This is a genomic window from Herbaspirillum hiltneri N3, assembly GCF_001267925.1.
Lineage (GTDB): Bacteria > Pseudomonadota > Gammaproteobacteria > Burkholderiales > Burkholderiaceae_D > Herbaspirillum > Herbaspirillum hiltneri.
In genome coordinates this window covers 1,084,601-1,104,445 of sequence record NZ_CP011409.1, presented here as the reverse complement: position 1 = coordinate 1,104,445, position 19,845 = coordinate 1,084,601, and the positions used below count along the sequence as shown (strand labels likewise).

Annotated in this window: 17 protein-coding genes and 1 pseudogene; 11 read left to right on the top strand and 7 right to left on the bottom strand. The window is 59.8% G+C overall.

All coding sequences use genetic code 11. The features are described 5' to 3' along the window. Window positions 1-122: 122 nt before the first annotated feature. Window positions 123-824, top strand: a complete 702-nt coding sequence (locus F506_RS23015; RefSeq protein ID WP_144424000.1) for a hypothetical protein — start codon at window positions 123-125, stop codon at window positions 822-824. Window positions 825-1,212: 388 nt separating this feature from the next. After that, window positions 1,213-1,476 carry a CCDC90 family protein gene (locus F506_RS04970; RefSeq protein ID WP_034301937.1) on the top strand — a complete coding sequence of 88 codons (264 nt, stop codon included), beginning with the start codon at window positions 1,213-1,215 and terminating at the stop codon, window positions 1,474-1,476. 63 nt (window positions 1,477-1,539) lie between these two features. Here the strand turns inward: F506_RS04970 and F506_RS04965 are convergent, their stop codons facing one another. The 3 genes from F506_RS04965 to F506_RS04955 form a co-directional block, all read right to left on the bottom strand. Continuing rightward, window positions 1,540-3,096: an SIR2 family protein gene (locus tag F506_RS04965; protein ID WP_053195604.1), complete on the bottom strand. Its 1,557-nt coding sequence runs from the start codon at window positions 3,094-3,096 to the stop codon at window positions 1,540-1,542. 539 nt (window positions 3,097-3,635) lie between these two features. Continuing rightward, complete coding sequence (locus F506_RS04960; RefSeq protein ID WP_053195603.1) at window positions 3,636-4,193, bottom strand: rolling circle replication-associated protein; 558 nt, start codon at window positions 4,191-4,193, stop codon at window positions 3,636-3,638. Then, complete coding sequence (locus F506_RS04955; protein WP_083457602.1) at window positions 4,181-5,605, bottom strand: FAD-dependent monooxygenase; 1,425 nt, start codon at window positions 5,603-5,605, stop codon at window positions 4,181-4,183. The genes F506_RS04960 and F506_RS04955 overlap by 13 nt, the downstream gene beginning before the upstream one ends. 275 nt (window positions 5,606-5,880) lie before the next feature. Between F506_RS04955 and F506_RS04950 the strand changes: the two genes are divergently transcribed. The 9 genes from F506_RS04950 to F506_RS04910 all read left to right on the top strand — a co-directional run bounded on the left by F506_RS04950 (window position 5,881) and on the right by F506_RS04910 (window position 17,290). Then, window positions 5,881-6,411 carry a sigma-70 family RNA polymerase sigma factor gene (locus F506_RS04950; protein WP_053195602.1) on the top strand — a complete coding sequence of 177 codons (531 nt, stop codon included), beginning with the start codon at window positions 5,881-5,883 and terminating at the stop codon, window positions 6,409-6,411. Continuing rightward, the gene (locus F506_RS04945) at window positions 6,408-7,436 is read left to right on the top strand and encodes a FecR domain-containing protein (protein ID WP_053195601.1); all 1,029 of its coding nucleotides are present in this window, start codon (window positions 6,408-6,410) and stop codon (window positions 7,434-7,436) included. The genes F506_RS04950 and F506_RS04945 overlap by 4 nt, the downstream gene beginning before the upstream one ends. Window positions 7,437-7,563: 127 nt before the next feature. Further along, window positions 7,564-10,029 (top strand): TonB-dependent siderophore receptor, encoded by a 2,466-nt coding sequence (locus tag F506_RS04940; protein WP_053195600.1) that lies wholly within the window; start codon window positions 7,564-7,566, stop codon window positions 10,027-10,029. Window positions 10,030-10,099: 70 nt separating this feature from the next. Continuing rightward, the gene (locus F506_RS04935) at window positions 10,100-11,605 is read left to right on the top strand and encodes a PepSY-associated TM helix domain-containing protein (protein ID WP_158443115.1); all 1,506 of its coding nucleotides are present in this window, start codon (window positions 10,100-10,102) and stop codon (window positions 11,603-11,605) included. 210 nt (window positions 11,606-11,815) lie between these two features. Next, entirely contained in the window at window positions 11,816-12,655 is an 840-nt protein-coding gene (locus tag F506_RS04930; RefSeq protein ID WP_053195598.1) for a GGDEF domain-containing protein, read from the top strand. A 53-nt stretch (window positions 12,656-12,708) separates the two neighbouring features. Then, window positions 12,709-13,656, top strand: coding sequence for a LysR family transcriptional regulator (locus F506_RS04925; RefSeq protein WP_053195597.1), 948 nt, complete (start codon window positions 12,709-12,711; stop codon window positions 13,654-13,656). Between the two features lie 96 nt (window positions 13,657-13,752). Next, the gene (locus tag F506_RS04920) at window positions 13,753-14,946 is read left to right on the top strand and encodes a CaiB/BaiF CoA transferase family protein (RefSeq protein ID WP_053195596.1); all 1,194 of its coding nucleotides are present in this window, start codon (window positions 13,753-13,755) and stop codon (window positions 14,944-14,946) included. After that, window positions 14,943-15,902: a hydroxymethylglutaryl-CoA lyase gene (locus F506_RS04915; RefSeq protein WP_144423999.1), complete on the top strand. Its 960-nt coding sequence runs from the start codon at window positions 14,943-14,945 to the stop codon at window positions 15,900-15,902. Before F506_RS04920 ends, F506_RS04915 begins: the two co-directional genes overlap by 4 nt. An 83-nt stretch (window positions 15,903-15,985) precedes the next feature. Beyond that, a complete protein-coding gene (locus tag F506_RS04910) occupies window positions 15,986-17,290 on the top strand; it encodes an MFS transporter (protein WP_053195595.1) in 1,305 nt (434 codons plus the stop codon). Between the two features lie 176 nt (window positions 17,291-17,466). Here F506_RS04910 and F506_RS04905 read toward each other — a convergent pair whose 3' ends face one another. The 4 genes and pseudogenes from F506_RS04905 to F506_RS04895 all read right to left on the bottom strand — a co-directional run bounded on the left by F506_RS04905 (window position 17,467) and on the right by F506_RS04895 (window position 19,733). Beyond that, a complete protein-coding gene (locus F506_RS04905; RefSeq protein ID WP_053195594.1) occupies window positions 17,467-17,736 on the bottom strand; it encodes a hypothetical protein in 270 nt (89 codons plus the stop codon). A gap of 391 nt (window positions 17,737-18,127) precedes the next feature. Then, window positions 18,128-18,412: a DUF4148 domain-containing protein gene (locus F506_RS04900; protein WP_053195593.1), complete on the bottom strand. Its 285-nt coding sequence runs from the start codon at window positions 18,410-18,412 to the stop codon at window positions 18,128-18,130. A 255-nt stretch (window positions 18,413-18,667) separates the two neighbouring features. Beyond that, window positions 18,668-18,862 (bottom strand): annotated as a pseudogene (locus F506_RS22555) (DUF2145 domain-containing protein); the annotation flags it as partial. Then, on the bottom strand, window positions 18,858-19,733 hold the full coding sequence (locus tag F506_RS04895; RefSeq protein WP_053195592.1) for a LysR family transcriptional regulator: 876 nt from the start codon (window positions 19,731-19,733) through the stop codon (window positions 18,858-18,860). The pseudogene F506_RS22555 and the gene F506_RS04895, both read right to left, overlap by 5 nt. Window positions 19,734-19,845: the final 112 nt, after the last annotated feature.

Sequence of the window (19,845 nt, the reverse complement as noted above, 5' to 3'; positions counted from 1 at the left end):
TTGATCGCTGGAATTAATGAATGTGTATCTGTATCTGTATCCAGCGCCGAGAACCCTAAATTACAGTCTTATCGACCGTAAGATTTTTTCTCTGACTAACAACTTCTACATAAAGGTAACAAATGGCGAATCGCGTCTACCTTTGCTGTACGGACTTTCAGGATTTCCCCACAGAATCTCAGTTCGATGATTTTTTCAAGGTCTCGGGAACGGAGTACGAAGCAAATTGGGCCATTCCGTTATTCTGGTTATGCCTTTTTTCCAGCGCCGATATTCGGATTCTTCCCGCCAATCACAATCGCTCCGATGTTGATAGTGGGCACGAGGAAGATGAACTCGATGACGACGAATTCGATGATGAGTCGCGTGCCTATGCTTATCTCTTTTGCTCGCGATCGGACGGTATTGAACGCTTGAAGCGCCGGGCCGGAATGCTGAAGAAAACATTGGGTGACGAACGTTACGCCTTGTATTGCGAATGGACAGCCCGCATGGAGACCGAGACGTTTCATAATATTCTCGTCAGAACGGAAGAACTTGATGTAATGGGAGCGGAAGGTGAACTTGAGGGCCAGCTGCGCGAGGCTCTGGAGTATCTTGAAAGCTCCCACGAACAAGAAGGTTTCCGCATGATCGGCGCGATCAGCAATATCGCCGGACTCCAGGAAGACATGAACCTGGCAAGATGCGAAGGTTTTGCTCTGGTTGGATCTGCCAACGGCCCCCAGCGTTGGCCTCCATCGCTGACTACGAAGCCAAGCATTTCTTCGTCCCAGAGCTCGTTGCCACCTCAGAAAAAATCGAAATGGTTGTTTTGGAAATGACTCTTTCAGATATCCGCAACCGTCCGGAGTTGCAAGCTTGCTTGGCGCGAGAGCAATATCTATTACGACGGTCGCCGTAGAGCGGGTAGTGCTAAGGCATCTAGGCCATCAACCACGGCATGCGTCGCTTTCCGGCAAGCCAGAGGTTCACGGAGTGTTCGGAGCGACGCAGGCGCTTGGCGTATCGGCGAGGATTGCTAGAAATGTTGCCGAATTGAACATTGTTGAGTATTTACGGGGATGATAAGATTCGCATAATTTACATTATGTCAAATTGCGTCGCAAGTTACGGAGCCTTATCCGGCTTGCATTTGGCATGAATCTCCCCAGCAATCACGCCGTTTAATCCCCCTCATCCAAGATGCTATACTTTCACCAAGGAGAATCCGTGGCCACTACCTTTTTTGACACTCACGATTACGTGAAGCGCCTGGAGGAATCTGGAATTCCCACCGCTCAAGCCGAAGCCCACGCCAAAGCACTTGCAGAAGCCATGAACAACGAACTAGTGAAAAAAGCTGACCTGAACGAATTCCGCGCGGAAGTCGGAACCAAGTTCACCGAGGTCAAAGGACAATTCGAGCTACTTAAATGGATGCTCGGCTTTATGCTGGCCGGAACCGTCGCCATCCTGTTTAAAATTTTTCATTAATCACCAAACGCCAAAGAAAAGCCCCGCATGTCGGGGCTTTTTTTGTATCGATCCGATGGAATACTAACTCCATCCCCATTTTAAACGGTCGTATAACGCAGCTAGCTTTCGGAAATAGCTGGCGTAGTTTGAAACGTTGTAGTCAAACTTTGCCTCATTCTGGATGAGAAAATCTCGTAGATTGTCGAGATCAATTTTATCTGGAGATAAGAACGGTATCAGCAGTGCCGCTTGCTCCGCAGTCGATGAATCTATAATCTCCACCATCGATTGATGCCTAATTTTATAAAACGTTGTCGCATATTGCTTCAGGCGGAAATTTTTAAGATCAGTGCCAACCCATTTATCTAGCTCCAGACCTTTTTGCTCATACAACGCCTGCGTTGTGACACCAATTTGGTGAAGATATTTAAATACGGGTACATACTGGGTGTTTCGCCCCGTCTGCTTAATAATACTACCCAAAACTAATGCCGGATCGAAGTCGCGATTGTCGTGCAAAAGGTCTTCAATTAGATCCGAGACTTCCAATGCATCGTAGCCGACCTGTGCGATGTTATTGGCTCCAGTAAGTTGAGTAACGCCAACACCCACTAAAAACTCAACGTCCTCCTTGTTGTCCATCTCGTCAAGATTTACAACTGCTAATTTCTTTTCCGGCTCAAGAGATCGGACTAATTCATACAATTGTTCCTTACAATAACGAAGAACACGCGCAGGTATCTTCCTTTTCGTCGAGGCTAAAGCTCTATATACCTCAGAGTAATCATTAGTCGAAATTAGTACTAACGGGATTTGAACTCCATCAATAGTCAAATAGGTATCTGAAATTCCGGCAGTCCCTCCCTCTTCCAGGCGCTGCACGAAAATCAAATTTCTTCTAAGTTTTTCTAGATTTTCTTTTCCGACGCACAAAGAGATTGAACGCAAAAGTCCAGATACATTATTGTCGGAAATCGAATAACCTACAAAAACCACCGGGTGTTCAACAAAAACGGCAATGAGCTTTGCTGCTAAATAGGGGTTTTTATCATTGAATTTTGCATAGTCGTCAGAGGTCAAAATCAACGTATCCGGCCGAGTAGAGCAGCCATGTATTTTGTAGATTTCCCCAATTTCCTGAGGATTTGAAAACAACAATTCGTCTTGACCAATATACGGTTTGTAATCAGGAAATAACTTCTCCAAAAACGTATCCCAATTAGTAGTAATGATCCCGTCCACATTCAAACTTGAAAGCAACTCAATCTCTTGCTGGAGAGAGCCTCGATGCACCTCGACGTCCATAAGGGAATTAAGATAGCTGCAAATCTCAATTCGCAACGCAGAAGTAGAATCTTTTATCTTAGCGCTATAGCGCTCAACGCTTACAGCAAACTCTGGAGCTGTCCACCAATATTCGTTGAAATCCTGAGAGAGCGCACGAGCAGCACGCGGATAGTCACCGTCACCAGCTGCTAAATAATATTCAAACGGCTTCCCCGTGACGCAAAATCTTGAGAGAAGACCTTTCCAATCTTCCAAACCAAGATATCTACGAGAGAATCCCGAGCCTACAAACAAAAAAGGACCTGCCGCCCTCGTTTTCAATATCTCCGCAAGCTCATTCTCAATGGTCATTATCTTCCTTGATGTTTTCTTCTTGGCAGTAAGTGTTGGTAGAAACGCAGCTAAAGGGCTTATCGGCTTAGTTCTTAAAGTAATTTAATACAGTCGATATCCATATTACATCAAGCACCTTGCTATTCTAGGATTGAGTGCCCCTCTTTTTCCATAAAACGAATCACCTCCGTTTAACTATCTCTGGCTAACTAAAGTACTTACAATGAGGAGTGCCACAACGGCACTTAAGTCGATAGCATGAGAGCATGTTTAGAATTTCCACCCTCTCCGCTCCGGCCAGCAGCAATCGTCTTTTATGAAAAGCTATTTTCCGATAGAGCCTCCTTCGTTTAGCATCACCATATTGCCCAGGCCGCGTATTTCGTAAGAACCAATATGCCTGTCTAATTTCCTGAAAAATCCTCCCCATCTCATCGGCACCGATGGTCTCGCGCTCAAATAATTCAAGCTGCATCATATCCCCGTAACCCCATTGTTTTACGGTCACTGTAATGCGGCGACATGAGCGAGATTCTCAACATTTCTCAACAAGCGAACTATAAAATTTTAGAAGCGCTGAACCAATAAAACCCGTTCAGTCGATCATGAAATTGCCTCAGATCGTCATACCCCTTCATCACAAATTCCTGTGCTACCAGAACGATGATGTCCCGTATAGGCGTATCCATCGGAAACCATAGTTTTGTTTGCTTCGGCTTCGGAATGCCGCGTGACGACCAATAGCTTTTCTTGTTGAATCGCGCCTCTTCGATGTTCTTGGAGACGTATTTGCTGATGTAGCTGGCGATCTTGTGCGCCCAATTGCGCCCTCTTGGCTTGGTCAGATCCACATTGCCGTTATCCCGACCCACAACACGCCGCCACATCGAGCGGATCAGGTTATAGCTACGTACCCTCGTCCCATGTTCGTTATTGAGCCACGCCGGGAAATGCTGGCAGGCGATATGGATGTGCAAAGCGCCCCTCTCCTGCCGTTCTACGGTCGCGACGTAATGGAACTCGCCCAAGGTCCGCAAACGCGCCCTGAACGCCTTAAAATCGGCCTGTAGCCGCTCGAAATCATCCATGTTCTCGCGATACGTCAGCGTGAGCATGCAATCAGCCTGTAGCATCTTGGCCAGCCTCCTGACACTGGTCTTAGCGCGTCTTGCGGCGACCGCCCTTGCCTTCCCTTGCCGTTGCGAAGATGCTCGCCGAGCCGGCTGCCGTCGTCCAGAATGAAATCCGGTGCGCTGCGACCGGCCAGGGGATGGCTGTCGGCCAGTTCATAACGCAGCGACAGACCCCAGACGCGCTCGGCAAAATAGGTGGCGCCGTCGCGCGTATCGATCAGATCGCGGATGACGGAGGCCAGCGCGCGCGAACTGGCCTCCGGTCTTATCAGTCCGACCTGAGCGCGTGACCAGTCGAGTATCTGCGCGCCCACCGGATGGCGTTCCGCGTGGTAGCTGTCGAGCAGGCCCTCCGGCGCCTCGCCGCGGATCGTTGCCGCGAGCTTCCAGCCAAGGTTCATCGCGTCACCCAGGCCGAGATTGAGCCCCTGGCCGCCCAACGGCGAGTGGACGTGCGCCGCGTCACCGGCGAGCAGCACGCGTCCCTGACGGTAAGCGACAGCTTGAAACGCGCGGTCGGTCCAGGTCGCGGCAAGCCGGAGTGAGGTCACGCTGACGTCAATACCGGAGACGCGACGCAAGACCGACTCCACGTGTTCCCGCGTGACCGCCTCGGTGCGATGGAACGCGCCGCCGTCGAAGTCGACCATGGCGACGGTGCCGGGCGGCTGAAAGGTGTACATGCCGGCGGCAGTATGGTGACGACCCGGCGCAAGCAACTGCGGATCAGCCATCTCGATTTCAACGGAATAACCGGTGAACTCCGGTTCGGTGCCGGTGAAGGCAAAGCCGCCGATCCTGCGCACCGTGCTACGGCCGCCGTCGCATCCAAGCAGCCAGCGTGCCCGGTAAGTTTGGCCGCCGGCCTGAATGTCCACGTGCTCATCCGATTGTTGGAAACCATCCACGCCGAGACCGCGCATGATCTCCACGCCCATTGCATGAGCACGTGCGGCGAGCACCGATTCGATGTGCTGCATGTCGGTGGCGATGCCGGCGTCGGCCGGACCGGGCAGGTGGTACGGCCACTTCGTGCGGTCGATCCGATCGAGATGGAACTGCATGCCGGCGAAGTGGCCGCCGGCACGCCTTTGTTGCTGCATCCAATGCGGTGTGGAGGCGGCAGCATTCACCGCAAGCGGCGGCGCCTTGATGGCGTCCAGCAAGCCGCGCCGATGGAACGCCTCGACCGTCGGAATGGACAGGCCGCGTATGCCGAAGGGCAATTGCTTCAACGGCGAGTGCGGATTTGCAGCCTGTTCCAGCACCAGCACGGAAAGACCGGCAAGGCGCAACTCGCAGGACAGGAACAAGCCGACCGGACCGGCGCCGGCGATGACTGCATCGTAGGTGGATGGCGCTGATGAAGCGGACGGTGTGGATGGTGCGTGCATGAATGACTCCCTGGTGATGGTTCGACCGGAGCGGTTCGTTGTCTTGAGAACCGCACAGACGAACAAAAGACGCCTGATGGCGCCGATGTTCGTCGTGGGACTCATGCACGGGCATGGACAGAGCTTCCTTGCGGAAGGACTTGGGCTGGACCACACCAAGTCTGCCTTTTTCGACGGGCGTAATATAGCCGCCGGACGGGCGGAGTGCAAGATATCTGCAGGACCCTTTATAATAATGAGAATTATTCTCAAAACATCTCAGAGGGCGGAGTCTCATGTCCTATTCAGATCCATTCACGCAACCGCACATGCACACGCTCTATGCCGATCATCACGGCTGGCTGCAGACGTGGCTGCGCAGGAAACTGGGATGCGCCTTTACGGCAGAGGATCTCACTCACGATACCTTCCTGCGCTTGCTGGTGCGGCCGCGTGAACTCGATACGAAACGCGATCCGCGCGCTTATCTGACGACCATCGCGCAAGGCCTGGTGGTGGATCACTGGCGCCGCCGCGAAATCGAGCGCGCCTGGCTCGACGCCATCATGGAGCTGGCGGAACCTCTGGTCCCTTCGGCGGAACATCAGGCCGTCATCCTCGAAACGCTGGTGGAAGTGGACCGCATCCTCGCCCGCCTGCCGAGCAAGCCGAGAGAGGCCTTCCTGCTGTCGCACCTGCACGGGCTGACCTATGCGGAGATTGCCGCGCAACTGGGCGTGTCCGAACGCATGGTCAAGAAATACATGGCGCAGGCGATGTTGCATTGCCTGACGGCGGGCAATGCATTCCGTTCGGCGGTGGCATGAGCGCGTATCTGTCCGGCCTCAAACCGAATCTGGAAAACCAGCCCGAAATTCCTTTCGCCGCGCTGGAGCAGGCGGCGGAGTGGTTCGCCGTGCTCCAATCCGGCCGCGTCGGCAAAGACGAACGCCGGCGCTGGCAGGACTGGCTGGCCGCCGATGCACGTCATCGCGACGCCTGGGCCCAGGTGGAGGCGATCAGCAAGGGCATCTCCATCGCCGCCCATGCGCCGCTGGCGGCCGACTCCGCCTTGCGCGCCGCAGGTCGCCTGGATTCGCGCAGGAAAATGCTCAAGACCCTGGCGCTGACCGTGCTTACCGCAGGCATGGGATGGCAGCTGGCGCGCCGCGACGAGTGGTCGCAGGTGCTTGCCGGCCTGCACGCCGATCACCGTACCGCCGTCGGAGAGAGCCGCAAGGTGGTGCTCACCGACGGCACCCAGGTCTGGCTCAACACCGACACTGCACTCGATGAAGGTTTTGACGCCGGCCGCCGCCTGTTGTCTCTGTACTGCGGCGAAATCATGGTGGACACGCATCCGGACAACCAGGTCCCGGTCCGGCCCTTTCTGGTGCGTAGCCGCGAAGGCACCATGCGCGCTCTGGGGACCCGCTTCAGCGTCCGGCAGTTCGACGGCCGGACGCTGCTCAGCGTCAGCCAGGGGCGGGTAGAAATCACGCCGCTCGCTCCGGGCGCGGCGCCGACGGTGATCGAGGCCGGCCAGGAAGCGCTGTTCACGCGCAGTGAAGTCACGGCCGCCGGCGCGCTGCAGCCCTCGCGCGCCTCCTGGATTCACGGCATGCTGATCGCCCAGGATCGGCCGCTGGGCGAATTCCTTGGCGAGTTGGCGCGCTATCGCAAGGGCTATCTCGGCTGCGATCCGGACGTCGCCGGTTTGCGCGTGGTCGGCGGTTTTCCGCTGCACGATACCGACCAGGCGCTGGCGATGCTGCAAGCTGCGTTACCGGTCCAGGTGCGCTGGATCTTGCCGTGGTGGGTCGCGGTCAAGGCGCGGCCACAACATAGTTAGAGACGGTTTCACAAGAGACTTGCGAAACGGTTCCAAATTATTTCAGCAATCCGGTTCCCTTTTTCAGGCGTCGTCCGGAAAGCAGAGTGAAGACACCTTTTTTCTCTGCCCATTTCCGAAAGTACGTATGAAACTTCAAGTGCCTCGCCTCCATACCGCTTCCTGCACGCTGACTCCTGCTGCTTTCGCCGCGCGCGCCTTGCTGACGGGCATGCTGGCCGCCTTCGCGATTGCTCCCTCCCTCGCGCTGGCAGCCGATGCAGCGCCGGCGCCGCAGCGTTCGCCGCGCAGCTACAACATCCCGGCCGGTCCGCTGAATGCCGTGATCGCGCGCTTCTCTTCCGAATCCGGCGTCTACGTCGCCGCCGATGGTGCGCTGACCGCCGGCAAGTCCAGCGCCGGCCTGCAAGGTTCGCTGGCGCCGGAGGATGCGCTGAATCGCTTGCTGGGCGGCAGCGGACTGGAAGCCGTTCCGCAAGGAAGCGGCCGCTACATTTTGAAGGAAGGTGCAGCAACGGCTTCGACGTCCTACCAGTCCGAGGCGGCATCGACGCTACCTGTCGTGAAAGTCCAGGCCGAGCGCGAAACCGCCCTCGGACCAGTGTACGGTTACGTAGCGCGACGCAGCGCCACCGCCACCAAGACCGATACGCGGCTGATCGAGAATCCGCAATCGGTGTCCGTCATCACCGCCGACGAACTGGCGGACCGCAAGGTCGAAACCCTGGACGAGGCCCTGCGCTATACCGCTGGCGTGACGCCCAACATGAAGCCCTGGGCCGTGGACGAATTCTCGATGTTGCGCGGCTTCGATCTTGGCACAGCGGGGATCTTTCGCGATGGCCTGCTGACGTCCGGCCGTTCCTACGCCGCGCCGATCGAACCGTATGGATTGGAACGCCTGGAAGTATTGCGCGGCCCGGCATCCGTCATGTACGGGCAGTCGCCGCCGGGAGGCATGATCAATGCCGTGTCCAAACGTCCGTCCGCCACCGCAGTGCGTGAAATCGGCGTGGAATATGGCACTTACGACCGCAAGCAGCTCAAGGCCGATGTCGGCGGCGCGCTGGACACCGGCGGCGAATGGACCTGGCGGGTCACCATGCTGGCGCGTGAATCCGGCACACGATTAGCCTTCGATCGCGACGATCGCGTCTACGTGGCGCCGGCGTTGACCTGGCAACCGAACGCCGCGACCCGGCTGACGCTGCTGGCGCAATATCAGAAGGACGATCAATCCTACGCCTGGCCCAACCAGCTGCAGAACCCTGGCGCGCTCGGCCAGCCCGATCCGCGCGTCAACCTGGGCGGCAAGGACAACCGCTGGAAGCGCGAGAATCACACCTTCGGCTACGAGTTCGAGCACCGTTTCAACGACACCTGGACGCTACAGCAAAACCTGCGTTATACCGAACTGGAACGCGACGAAACCAATGTGTTTCCACGTGTGCTGCTGGCCGACGGCCGCACGGTGACGCGGCTGTTCTATCCGCGCAGCTCGGCATGGCGCGGCCTGCAAGTGGATACGCGGATGCAGGCAGACTTCCGCACCGGCGAGCTCGGTCACCTCGTGCTGCTCGGCCTGGATTATGCCGACAGCCGCACCACCGACCGTTTCCCCAACAGCATCACGGCCATGCCCGGTTTCGACCTGTACAACCCGGTCTACGGCAACAATGCAACCATCGTGCGCTCGGCCACGCCGCGCATCGAGCAGTATCCGTTGCGCCAGACCGGGCTGTACCTGCAGGATCAAGTGAAGTGGGGCAAGCTGGTGATCACCGGCGGCCTGCGCCATGACAGCGCCAACAATGCGAACACGCGCGTGCTGCCGGCCGCAGGCACCAGCACCGAGACTTATAGCCAGTCGGCCAGCAAGACCACCGGCCGCATCGGCACTGTCTACCTGTTCGAATCCGGCTGGGCGCCGTACGTCAGTCTTTCAACCTCGTTCACGCCCGAAATCGGTCGCGACGTCACCGGCCAGTTGCTCAAGCCTTCCACCGGGCGTCAGGTGGAAGCAGGCCTGCGCTATCAACCCGACAATGCCAGATTCAGCTACACGGCGTCCATATTCAACCTGGTCCGCAACAATGTGAGCACCACTGCACCACAGGATCCGGACGGTGTCGTGCAGACGGGCGAGGTCAAGTCGCAGGGACTGGAACTGGAAGCGCGGGCGGAAATCGCACGTAATCTCAGCATCGTTGCGCAGTACACTTATCTCGATACCGAGATCACTCAAAGCAACAACGGCGACCGCGGACTGGCGCAGCCGGGAGCGGCCAGGCACAGCGCGTCGGTGTGGACCAAATACAGCTTCAACCTGAATGACGCAACGCGCGCCTACTCGGGACTCGGCCTGCGCTATCTGGGCAAGGCGCGCTCCTATCAGGACAGCGCCAACCGCAACGTCACCAATCCGGCCTTCGGATTGCTGGACGCCGCGCTGGGCCTTGAGCAGGGACCATGGCGGCTTTCCCTCAACGTCAACAACCTGCTCAACAGGCAACTGCTGCTCGATTGCGACGGCACCTTCTGCTATCGCAACGCGGAGCGCACGATCAATGTAAGTTCGAGCTACCGCTTCTGACCGCGCACGCTTTGCCCTCGTGACGCAGATGCGTTCCCTGCAGCGCCGCCCCGCCGGGTTGCGACAGGCCATGACCGGCCTGCATCTGTGGGCCGGCGTTCTGACCGGCTGGTTGCTGTATGCGATCTTCATCACGGGAGGCGTCAGCTACTTCCGGGATGAGCTCACTCAGTGGCTGCGGCCGGAAATCCCCGCACGCCCGGCAACGCTCGATGCCGCTCAGGTCGGGCAGCGGGCGCTGGACGCCTTGTCCATCATGGCCGCCGATAGCACGCTGTGGCAGATCAACCTGCCCGGCAAGCGCGGCAACGCCATCGAGGTGGCGTGGCAGACAGCGGAGTCGGAGCACCGCGCCTGGCTTGACCCGCTCAGCGGCAAACCGGTTGTTGCGCGCGCGACCGAAGCGGGCGAATTCTTTTACTACGTCCACTTTTCCCTGCACTACCTGCCGCGCATCCTGGCGCGCTGGCTGGTCGGCTTGTGTGCGATGTTTTCGCTGGTCGTGCTGGTGAGCGGTGTGATCGTGCACCGGCGCATCTTCAGCGATTTCTTCACTTTCCGTCCCGGCAAGGGGGCGCGTTCCTGGCTCGATGCGCACAACAGCTTCTCGGTGCTGGGCTTGCCGTTCCACGTCATGATTGTCTACACCGGGCTGGTCACGCTCATGTTCACCTATATGCCGTGGGGCGCACTCGCCGCCTTGGGGCCGGAGCAAGCCAGGCCCGCATTGGCACGGGTCATGCAGGCGCAGGTCGATGTACCCGCGCGCACCGGCGTGGCCGCGCCCCTTGCGGCCCTGCCGCCATTGATGGAACAGGCCACCGCCCGCTGGGGTAAGGATAGCGCTACGCGCATCATCGTCGGCAATCCCGGCGACGCCGTCGCGCGCATCGCCATCGTGCGCGGCGACAGCGGCCGGCTATCGGTCGCCCCTGCCTCACTTCTCTTCCATGGCGTCAGCGGAAGCTTGCTGGAGACTCGCGATAGTCCCGGTCCCGTGTTGAAGACCTGGGGTGCTCTCTATGCTCTGCATCTGGGACGCTTCGCCGATCACGCGCTGCGCTGGCTGTATTTCTTGTCCAGCCTGACGGGCGCGGCAATGGTGGCGACAGGCATGATTTTATGGACCGTAAAGCGGCGCAACAAATTGCCGGCGGGCCAGACCGGCTTCGGCCTCCGCCTGGTCGAACGCGGCAACACGGCCTGCATTGCCGGCCTCCTGGCGGCGCTGCCGGCCTTCTTTCTCGCCAATCGCCTGTTGCCGCTGGACATGGCGCAACGCAGCGAATGGGAAATCCATTGTTTCTTCCTTTGCTGGGGCGCGGCGTTGCTGCATGCCTGCTGGCGCCGGAGCGCGCAGGCATGGCGCGAACAGTTGCTGGCGGCGGCACTGCTGTGGGCGACGGTGCCGTTGGCGAGCGGATGGAATAGCGGGCGCGATCTGTTGCAAAGCCTGCAGAGCAGCGACTGGCTGTTCGTCACCTTCGATGCCATGTTCCTGACAGTGGCGGCGATTCTCCTGATGGTTTCCTTTGGCGTCCGGCGGACAGTGCAATCGCGACCACGCCGAATCTGAACCGCCCTCGCGCAATCTGTAGCGCTTCCCACCTTCTCGCTTCTCCAGCCGCGTGCAAAAAAAGCCCGCCATGCCGTTCATTTTTGGCTCCCGGCAGCCGATAAGCAACAACGGGAGCACCTCGCCGAGGTCGAGAACGTCGGTGGCGCCGATACGACCTTTACCTTCAACGGCGCGGATGGCGAACTGACTTACGCCACCTATTCCTGGGTGCGCGACGGCGCCGGCCTGTCCTGGGTCACCGTGGTTGCCGTGCCGCGCAGCGACTTCCTCGACACGCTCGACCAGAACGCGCGCTGGACCGTGGTGATCGCGGTGCTGGCGGTGCTGATCGCGCTGGCGCTCGGCCTGAGCATAGTGCAGTGGGTAGTGCGCGACGTGCGCCGTCTGTCGCGCGCGGCGGCGCGCATCGGCAAGGGCCAGATGAACGTCGCGCTAAAAATCGAGCGGCGTGACGAGATCGGCCAGCTGGCGCAGAATTTCATGGAAATGCAGAATGAGCTCAGCACCGACAAGCTGACCGGCCTCACCAGTCGCGCGGCGGTGCTGCGCTACCTCGATGCCGCCGTCCACCAGCGCGGCCGCCGCGCCGCCGAACTGTTCGACAAATTCACGGTGATGTTCATCGACCTGAATCGCTTCAAGGCGATCAACGACAAGCTCGGCCATGAATACGGCGACCTCACGCTGATCGAAGTCGGCCAGCGTCTGCGCACCATCATGCGCGACGACGACGTGGTGGCACGCTTCGGCGGCGATGAGTTCGTGCTGGTGTTCTGGGGCATCGCCGATGCCGCCTTCGCCGACAAGGTGCGCGAAAAGATCGAAGGCGCGCTGGCGCCGCCGCTGCTGTGCCTGCAGGATGTCGAGGGCGCCGAAGGCATGACCGTGGGCGCCTCCGTCGGCGTGTGCTTCTATCCGCAGGACGCCCGGGATGCCGAGACCCTGATCAGGCTCGCCGACCACGGCATGTATGAGGACAAGGCGGCCGGCCGCAAAGATGACGAAGAACCCGGCGCTGATGTCTTGCGAGCAGACGCGCCTGAGTAGTGGCAAACTGCACGCAGTAAACGACATTCACCGACGCGACCTTTCAACACGCCATGACGCTCACCAGCAATCTGCTACGCCGCCTCGACCTCACCACGCTTCGCCTGTTCGTTTCGGTGCAGGAAGAAGGCACGCTCACGCGTGCCGCCGCACGTGAAGCGATTGCCGTCTCCGCCGCCAGCAAGCGCCTGGTCGAACTGGAACAAGCCATCGGCGTCGCCCTGTTCGTGCGCCACGCGCGCGGCATGGAACTGACGCCGGCCGGCGAGACGCTGTTCACGCACGCGCGCCGCGTGCTGCTCAGCGTCGAGACCATCGGCCTGGAATTGTCCGAGCATGCGCAAGGCGTGCGCGGCTATGTGCGCATGGTCGCCAACCTGTCGGCCATCGTCGAGTTCCTGCCGGAAGACCTGATGGCGTTCTCGCAGCTGCACGAGCAGGTCAGGCTCGACCTGGAAGAACGTCCCAGCGGCAGCGTCGTCAAGGGTGTGCAGGACGGCTGGGCCGACCTCGGCATCTGTTCCGGCGACACCGAAACCCACGATTTGCAAGCCAGTCTGTATCGTCGCGACCAATTGGTGCTGGTGATGCGCGACAACCACGCGCTGGCCGGCAGCAAGGTTGTCGCCTTCGCCGACACGCTCGACTTCGACCACGTTGGCCTGCATGCCGACAGCTCCATCAATGCGCGCACCCACCTGGCGGCGCGCAGCAGCGGCAAGTCGCTCAAGATGCGCATCCACGTCCCCGGCTTCGACGCCGTATGCCGCATGGCGCAGGCCGGCATGGGACTGGGCGTGATTCCTTCCGGCGTATATGAAGCGATCGGCCGCTCGCTCGGCCTGACGGCGATTGCGCTGAGCGACGGCTGGGCCAGCCGCGAACTGAAGATCGTGGTGCGCGACGTCAAGGGTTTGTCCCCGGTGTCGCGCGCACTGTACGACTACCTGGCCGCGGCCGAAGCCAGGGCAGAAAGCAAGCCCGCGCGAAAGAAGAAATAGCCGGCGTTCGCGTTTGGCGAACGCTGCTTGCCGATTTGCGGCTGGACGTTCAAGGCAGTCATTCCTATCTTGTAAAAAAGGAAGAAGGAGACTGCAATGAGTGGACCACTCAAAGGAATACGTGTCATCGAAATCGGCACCCTGATCGCCGCGCCGTTCGCCGCGCGCGTGATGGCCGAGTTCGGCGCCGACGTGATCAAGATCGAAGCCCCTGTCAACGGGGATCCCATCCGCAAGTGGCGCAAGCTGCACGAAGGCACTTCGCTGTGGTGGTACCTGCAATCGCGCAACAAGAAATCCCTGTCGGTCAACCTGAAGTCGGCGCAAGGCATCGCGCTGATCAAGCAGCTCGCGGCCGAAGCCGACGTGCTGATCGAAAACATGAAGCCGGGCGCGCTGGAAAGCCTCGGCCTGGGCTGGGATGTACTGCAGGAAATCAATCCCAAGCTGACCCTGGTGCGCATCTCCGGCTACGGCCAGACCGGCCCGTACAAAGACCGTCCCGGTTTCGGCGCCATCGGCGAAGCCATGGGCGGTATCCGCTACACCACCGGCGAACCCGGCGGCGTACCGGCGCGCGCCGGCATCAGCCTGGGCGATTCGCTGGCCTCGCTGCATGCCGTCATCGGCGCCCTGATGTCGCTGCTGCGCGTGAAGACCGGACAAGGTCTCGGCCAGGTGGTCGACGTTTCACTGGTCGAAAGCGTCTTCAACCTGATGGAAAGCCTGGTGCCCGAATACGACTTGCTCGGCCACGTGCGCGAACGCAGCGGCGGCGCCTTGCCGGGCATCGCGCCGTCCAACACTTATCCGACCCGTGACGCCGGCTATGTCGTCATCGCCGGCAACAGCAATCCGATCTTCAAGCGCCTGATGCACGCCATCGGCCGCGCCGACCTGGCCGACGACCCGGCCTTCGAACACAACGACGGCCGCGTGCAGCAAGTCGCCTTGCTCGACGCCGCCATCGCCGGCTGGACGTCGCTGCACGGCATGGAACACGTGCTGGCCGTATTGGAGCAGGCCGGCGTACCCTCGGGTCGCATCTATTCCATCGCCGACATCGTCGCCGATCCGCACTACCAGGCGCGCGACATGATCCTATCGGCGCAACTGCCGGGCGGCGTCAAGGTCAAGATGCCGGGCATCGTCCCCAAATTGTCCGACACGCCCGGCGAGATCCGCTGGCAAGGCCCGGCGCTTGGCGCGCACACCGTCGAAGTGCTGTCCGGCCTCGGGCTGGATGAAGCGGAAATCCGCCGCCTGCAGCAGGAAGGAGTGGTGCAATGACCGCCGGCATGAACAATGACGCCAACCGCCTGATCGTGCAGGAAGTGGCGCCCCGCGACGGTCTGCAGATCGAGCCGGTCTGGGTGCCGACCGAGGACAAGATCGCGCTCGTCGATGGTTTGTCGCAAGCCGGTTTCACGCGCATCGAAGCGGGTTCGTTCGTGTCGCCGAAAGCGATTCCCGCCCTGCGCGACGGCGATGAAGTGTTCCGCCGCATCGTCCGCAAGGACGGCGTCACCTACGTCGCACTGATCCCCAACCTCAAGGGCGCCGAGCGCGCACTGCTGGCCGGCGCCGACGAACTCAACATGGTCATGTCGGCCAGCCAGACCCACAACCGCGCCAACATGCGCATGAGTTGCGAAGCATCGCTGGCCGGTTTCAGCGACATCGTCGCGCTGGGGCGCAGGCCTGGCGTTGATGTCTCGCTCAACGCCACCATCGCCACCGCCTTCGGCTGTCCGTTCGAAGGCCGCGTCGACGAAGACCGCGTGCTGGCCATCGTCGACGCTTATCTTCGCCTCGGCGTCGACGGCATCACGCTGGCCGATACCACCGGCATGGCCAATCCGCGCCAGGTCGCGCGCCTCGTGCGGCGTGTGCTGGCGGTGTTGCCGGCGGCGGCGCTGACGCTGCATTTCCACAATACCCGCGGGCTAGGACTAGTCAACGTCGTGGCTGCGTATGAAGTCGGCGCGCGCCGTTTCGACGCGGCGCTCGGCGGACTCGGCGGCTGCCCGTTCGCGCCGGGCGCTTCGGGAAATATCTGCACCGAAGATCTGGTCAACCTGTGCGATGAAACCGGCATCGAGACCGGCATCGACCTGCCGCAGCTGCTCGCCCTGTCGCGCAAGCTGCCGGCGCTGCTGGGCCATGAGGTGCCGGGCCAGCTCGCCAAGGCGGGACGCAACTGCGACCTGCATCCGATACCGGCCGCGCTGCACGCGGCCGCCTGAAGAAAACCACAAGAGCACATCGCCATCAACCACCGGCGGGGCGTTTACATGCCTCTTCACATACCTCGCCAACAGGAGACAACATGCATACCAACACCACGGCGGGCACGGCCCCGCAAGAACTCGTCACGCCTCACGGCGACACGCTGGCCGCCATCGTGCGCAAGGCCGCCTGGCGCATCATGCCGCTGATCATGATCTGCTATCTGTTCGCGTTCTTCGACCGCATCAATATCAGTTTCGCCAAATTCCAGTTGCAGGGCGACCTCGGCCTCAGCGATACCGCCTACGGCCTCGGCGCCAGCCTGTTCGTGGTCGGCTATGTGTTGTTCGAAGTGCCGAGCAACATGTTCCTCTACAAGGTCGGCGCGCGGCGCTGGATTGCGCGCATCATGATTTCCTGGGGACTGGCGACGGCGGCGATGGTGTTCGTCTCCAGCGAATGGCAGTTCTATGCGCTGCGCTTCCTGATCGGCGCGATGGAAGCAGGCTTCGCGCCGGGCGTGCTGTATTACCTGACGCTGTGGTTCCCGTCATCGTATCGCGGCCGCATCACCTCGATGCTGTTCTTGGCGTCAGCGTTCGCCGGCCTGATCGGCGCGCCGGTGTCAGGCATGATCCTCGGCCACATGGAAGGCGCCTTCGGCATTCGCGGCTGGCACTGGCTGTTCATGCTGGGTGGCCTGCCGTGCATCGGCCTCGGCCTGGTGGTGCTGTGGCAGTTGAAAGACAAGATCGAAGACGCCGGCTGGCTCACGCAGCGCGAGCAGCAGATACTCGCCGCCAACGTCGCGCGTCCGGGTTCGCACGAGCGCGGCCACTCTCTGCTCAGCGCCATCAGGACACCGGGCTTCCTGATCCAAGTCGGTTCCTACGGCCTCAATTTCTGGGCGCCGCATCTGATCCGCACCGCCGGCACCCAGAATCCGACCATCATCGGCCTGCTCACGGCCGTGCCTTATATCTGCGGCGCTGCGGCGATGATCATCGTCGGCCGCTTGTCCGACGCACGCGGCGAACGCCGTCGCTTCGTGATCGGCTTGCTGGTGCTGGCGACCATCGGCTTCTTCGCCGCCGGCGTGTTTGAAAAGCAGACGGTGTTGCTGATCGTCGCGCTGGGCGTCATGGGTGCCGGTGTGGTGGCAGCCATTCCCGCTTTCTGGGCGCTGCCGCCAAAGTTGGTCACCGGCGCCGGCGCAGCGGCAGGCATCGCGCTGATCAATACGCTCGGCCAGCTCGGCGGCATCGTCAGCCCGGTCATGGTCGGCCGCATCAAGGACCTGACCGGCAGCACCACGCCGGCGCTGTATGCGATCGGCGGCATGACCTTGCTGTGCGCCTTGTTGCTGACCTTTGCCATGCCGGCGAGTTTGCGCGAGAAGGAATGAGCGTTTGGCTGCCGATGCAAAGTCCCTCTCGGTGGAGCGGGACTTCTTGTGCGGCGATTGTTTTCTGAAGTGACGCGGATTCACCCGCACCGGCGCGCCGGGCTGCGGGAATCCTGAAAAGCAAAAAGCCCCGCATGTCATCGTGAGGGGCTTTTTTTGGTCCTGCGGAAAATGATTTATTTCTTGTAGCTGTACACGCCGATGCGCGCATTCGGATCGATCTGGCGGATGTAAAGCTGATAAGTATCGCCGCTGCTGGTTTTCAGCTTTGCCATCTTGCTTTGCTTGCAACAAGACGGACATGCCACTTTCTTTTCCTGTATCGGGCGCGCGTCCGGAGACAGCTGCAACATGAGCTGTCCGCAATGCGGACATGCCAGGCTGATGTCTTGCGCAAATATGCTTGGGTGGGCAGCAGCCTTATCGGCCGGGTTGTTCGATTTCATCGTCGATTATTCTTATAAGGGTTGCCGGTTATAACCAAAGCCGGGGATGAGACTCCCCGAATCCAGGTGGAGCAAGTCGGTGAATGTATCACACTTTTCTCGGCGCGCCCGCGATTCGCCATCGGCAATTTTTTGCACAAATCGTCAGCGATTTTTTTTGTCGTGAACGGATGTGCAGACCGTCTTTGCGGAACAGCAAGTATAAAAATAAGGCATGGAATCTGGGACGGCCGTTTGCGACTTTGCCTCAGCAAAAAGCCACGAAGGAAGGGAGAAAACGGAGATGAAAAAGCAGTGAGGAAAGGAAGAAAAGACGCAGTCGCAAAAGATGGTCCGCCGGCGGCATTACGCCGGGAGCGGACCATCTGTCATCGGCATGTGCTGCAACCGATTAGCGTGTGGTGTTGATGTAATTGTTGCGGGCGATGTCGCCGCCTTGGCTCAGTTCAGCCACGACTTCGGCGCGGGTCTTGGCCGATGCGACAGGGGTAGGGTTGAAGGTTTCCTGATAGTTCTTGCGACCGAGATCACCGCCGGCTTGCTTGATTTCAGCGACAACTTCAGCGCGGGTCTTGGTGGACACGAAAGGCTGGTCGACCGGATATTGGGATTCTGCAAAAGCGGAACCGGCGGCGGCGATCAGGGCGGTAGCGGCGATAATTTTAGCGATGGTCATTTTATTCTCTCTGAGTAAGTTAAATGCGTGGTTGAAACAACAGCGATGCCGGCAGCAGCCTGGAAAAATTCCTGTGCACTGCCGGGCGCACTACCGAGATAGGCTCGGAGTTTTGTTTTGCAACCACTCATTTTTGCGTTATCCGAAAATAGAATGACTGATATAAAAATATCGTCTGACTGAAGGCCTTTGTTCCTGAGGTCCGGACAATCGCCTGCATTGTTCGGAAGAATCCGCCGGTTTTTTGCGTCGCTTTCAGAGACCGACGATGAAATGGGACGCCTGCATGCCCGATTGTTCCAGAAAGGTGAATACAGAATCAGCGCCGATGGTTTCAATGCGGTCGCTGAAACGCTTTTCATTGGGATGATCGTCGAAGGCGATATTGGTCTTGAACATCCTCACACCCAAGCGCGTCGTCGGACCAGGTGTCAGCACCGCGGGTTCATAGCAGTTTTTCGACGTAGTCGATAAACGCCCGCGCCTTGGCGCTGGCCATGCGTCCGCCCGGATACACCGCCCACAAGTCGACCGGCGGCAATTCCCACTCGGTCAGCACACGTTGCAGTGCGCCGCTCGCCAGTTCCGGTTCGAACATCCATTCCGACGAAATCACCAGTCCCATGTCGGCCAGGACCGCCGCGCGTACGCCTTCGGCGGCGTTGACCCGGATGCGGCCGTTGACGGCGACGGAGACTTCGGTGCTGCCGCGCCGGAATTCCCAGCTGCCGCCGCCGACACGGCCGTGGATGACGGCGCTATGGCAACTCAGATCGGCCGGCGTGGCGGGAACGCCGTGTCGGGCGAAGTAGGCCGGGGTGCCGACCACTGAACGCGGACTCTGCGAGATCTTGCGCGCCGTCATGCCGGAGTCGGTGAGCGAACCTATGCGCAGGGCCACGTCAATGCCTTCTTCGAGCATGTCGATGTGGCGATCGTCGAGCACGATGTCGAGGCTCAGTTGCGGATGCATGTCGAGGAAGGGCTGCAGATAAGGCAGGATGCGCAGGCGGGCAAACGTCACCGCTGCACAGATGCGCAGCGGCCCCGACAAGCCGGTGCCGGCGTTGCGCGCGCTGCGTTCTGCCGCGTCGGTTTCTTCGATGGCGCGCAGGGCGCGTTCGTAAAAACGCTGGCCTGCCTCGGTCGGCGTCAGGCCTCGGGTGGAACGCAGCAGCAGGCGCACGCCGAGGCGTTCCTCCAGTTGCGCGATCGTCTTCGACACGGCCGGCTGGCCCACTTCGAGCCGGCGTGCTGCGCCCGAGAACGAGCCCGCCTCGACCACGTTGACGAAGGTTTCCATCGCATTCAGCCTGTCCATTTTTATTCCTTCCGGGAATTCATTGTGACGCGCCGATCGGTTCTCATGCGCATTTTTGGCATAGTTTATTCCAATATGGAATGAGTCATATGCCCTGTGCCTGCGTTCCCGG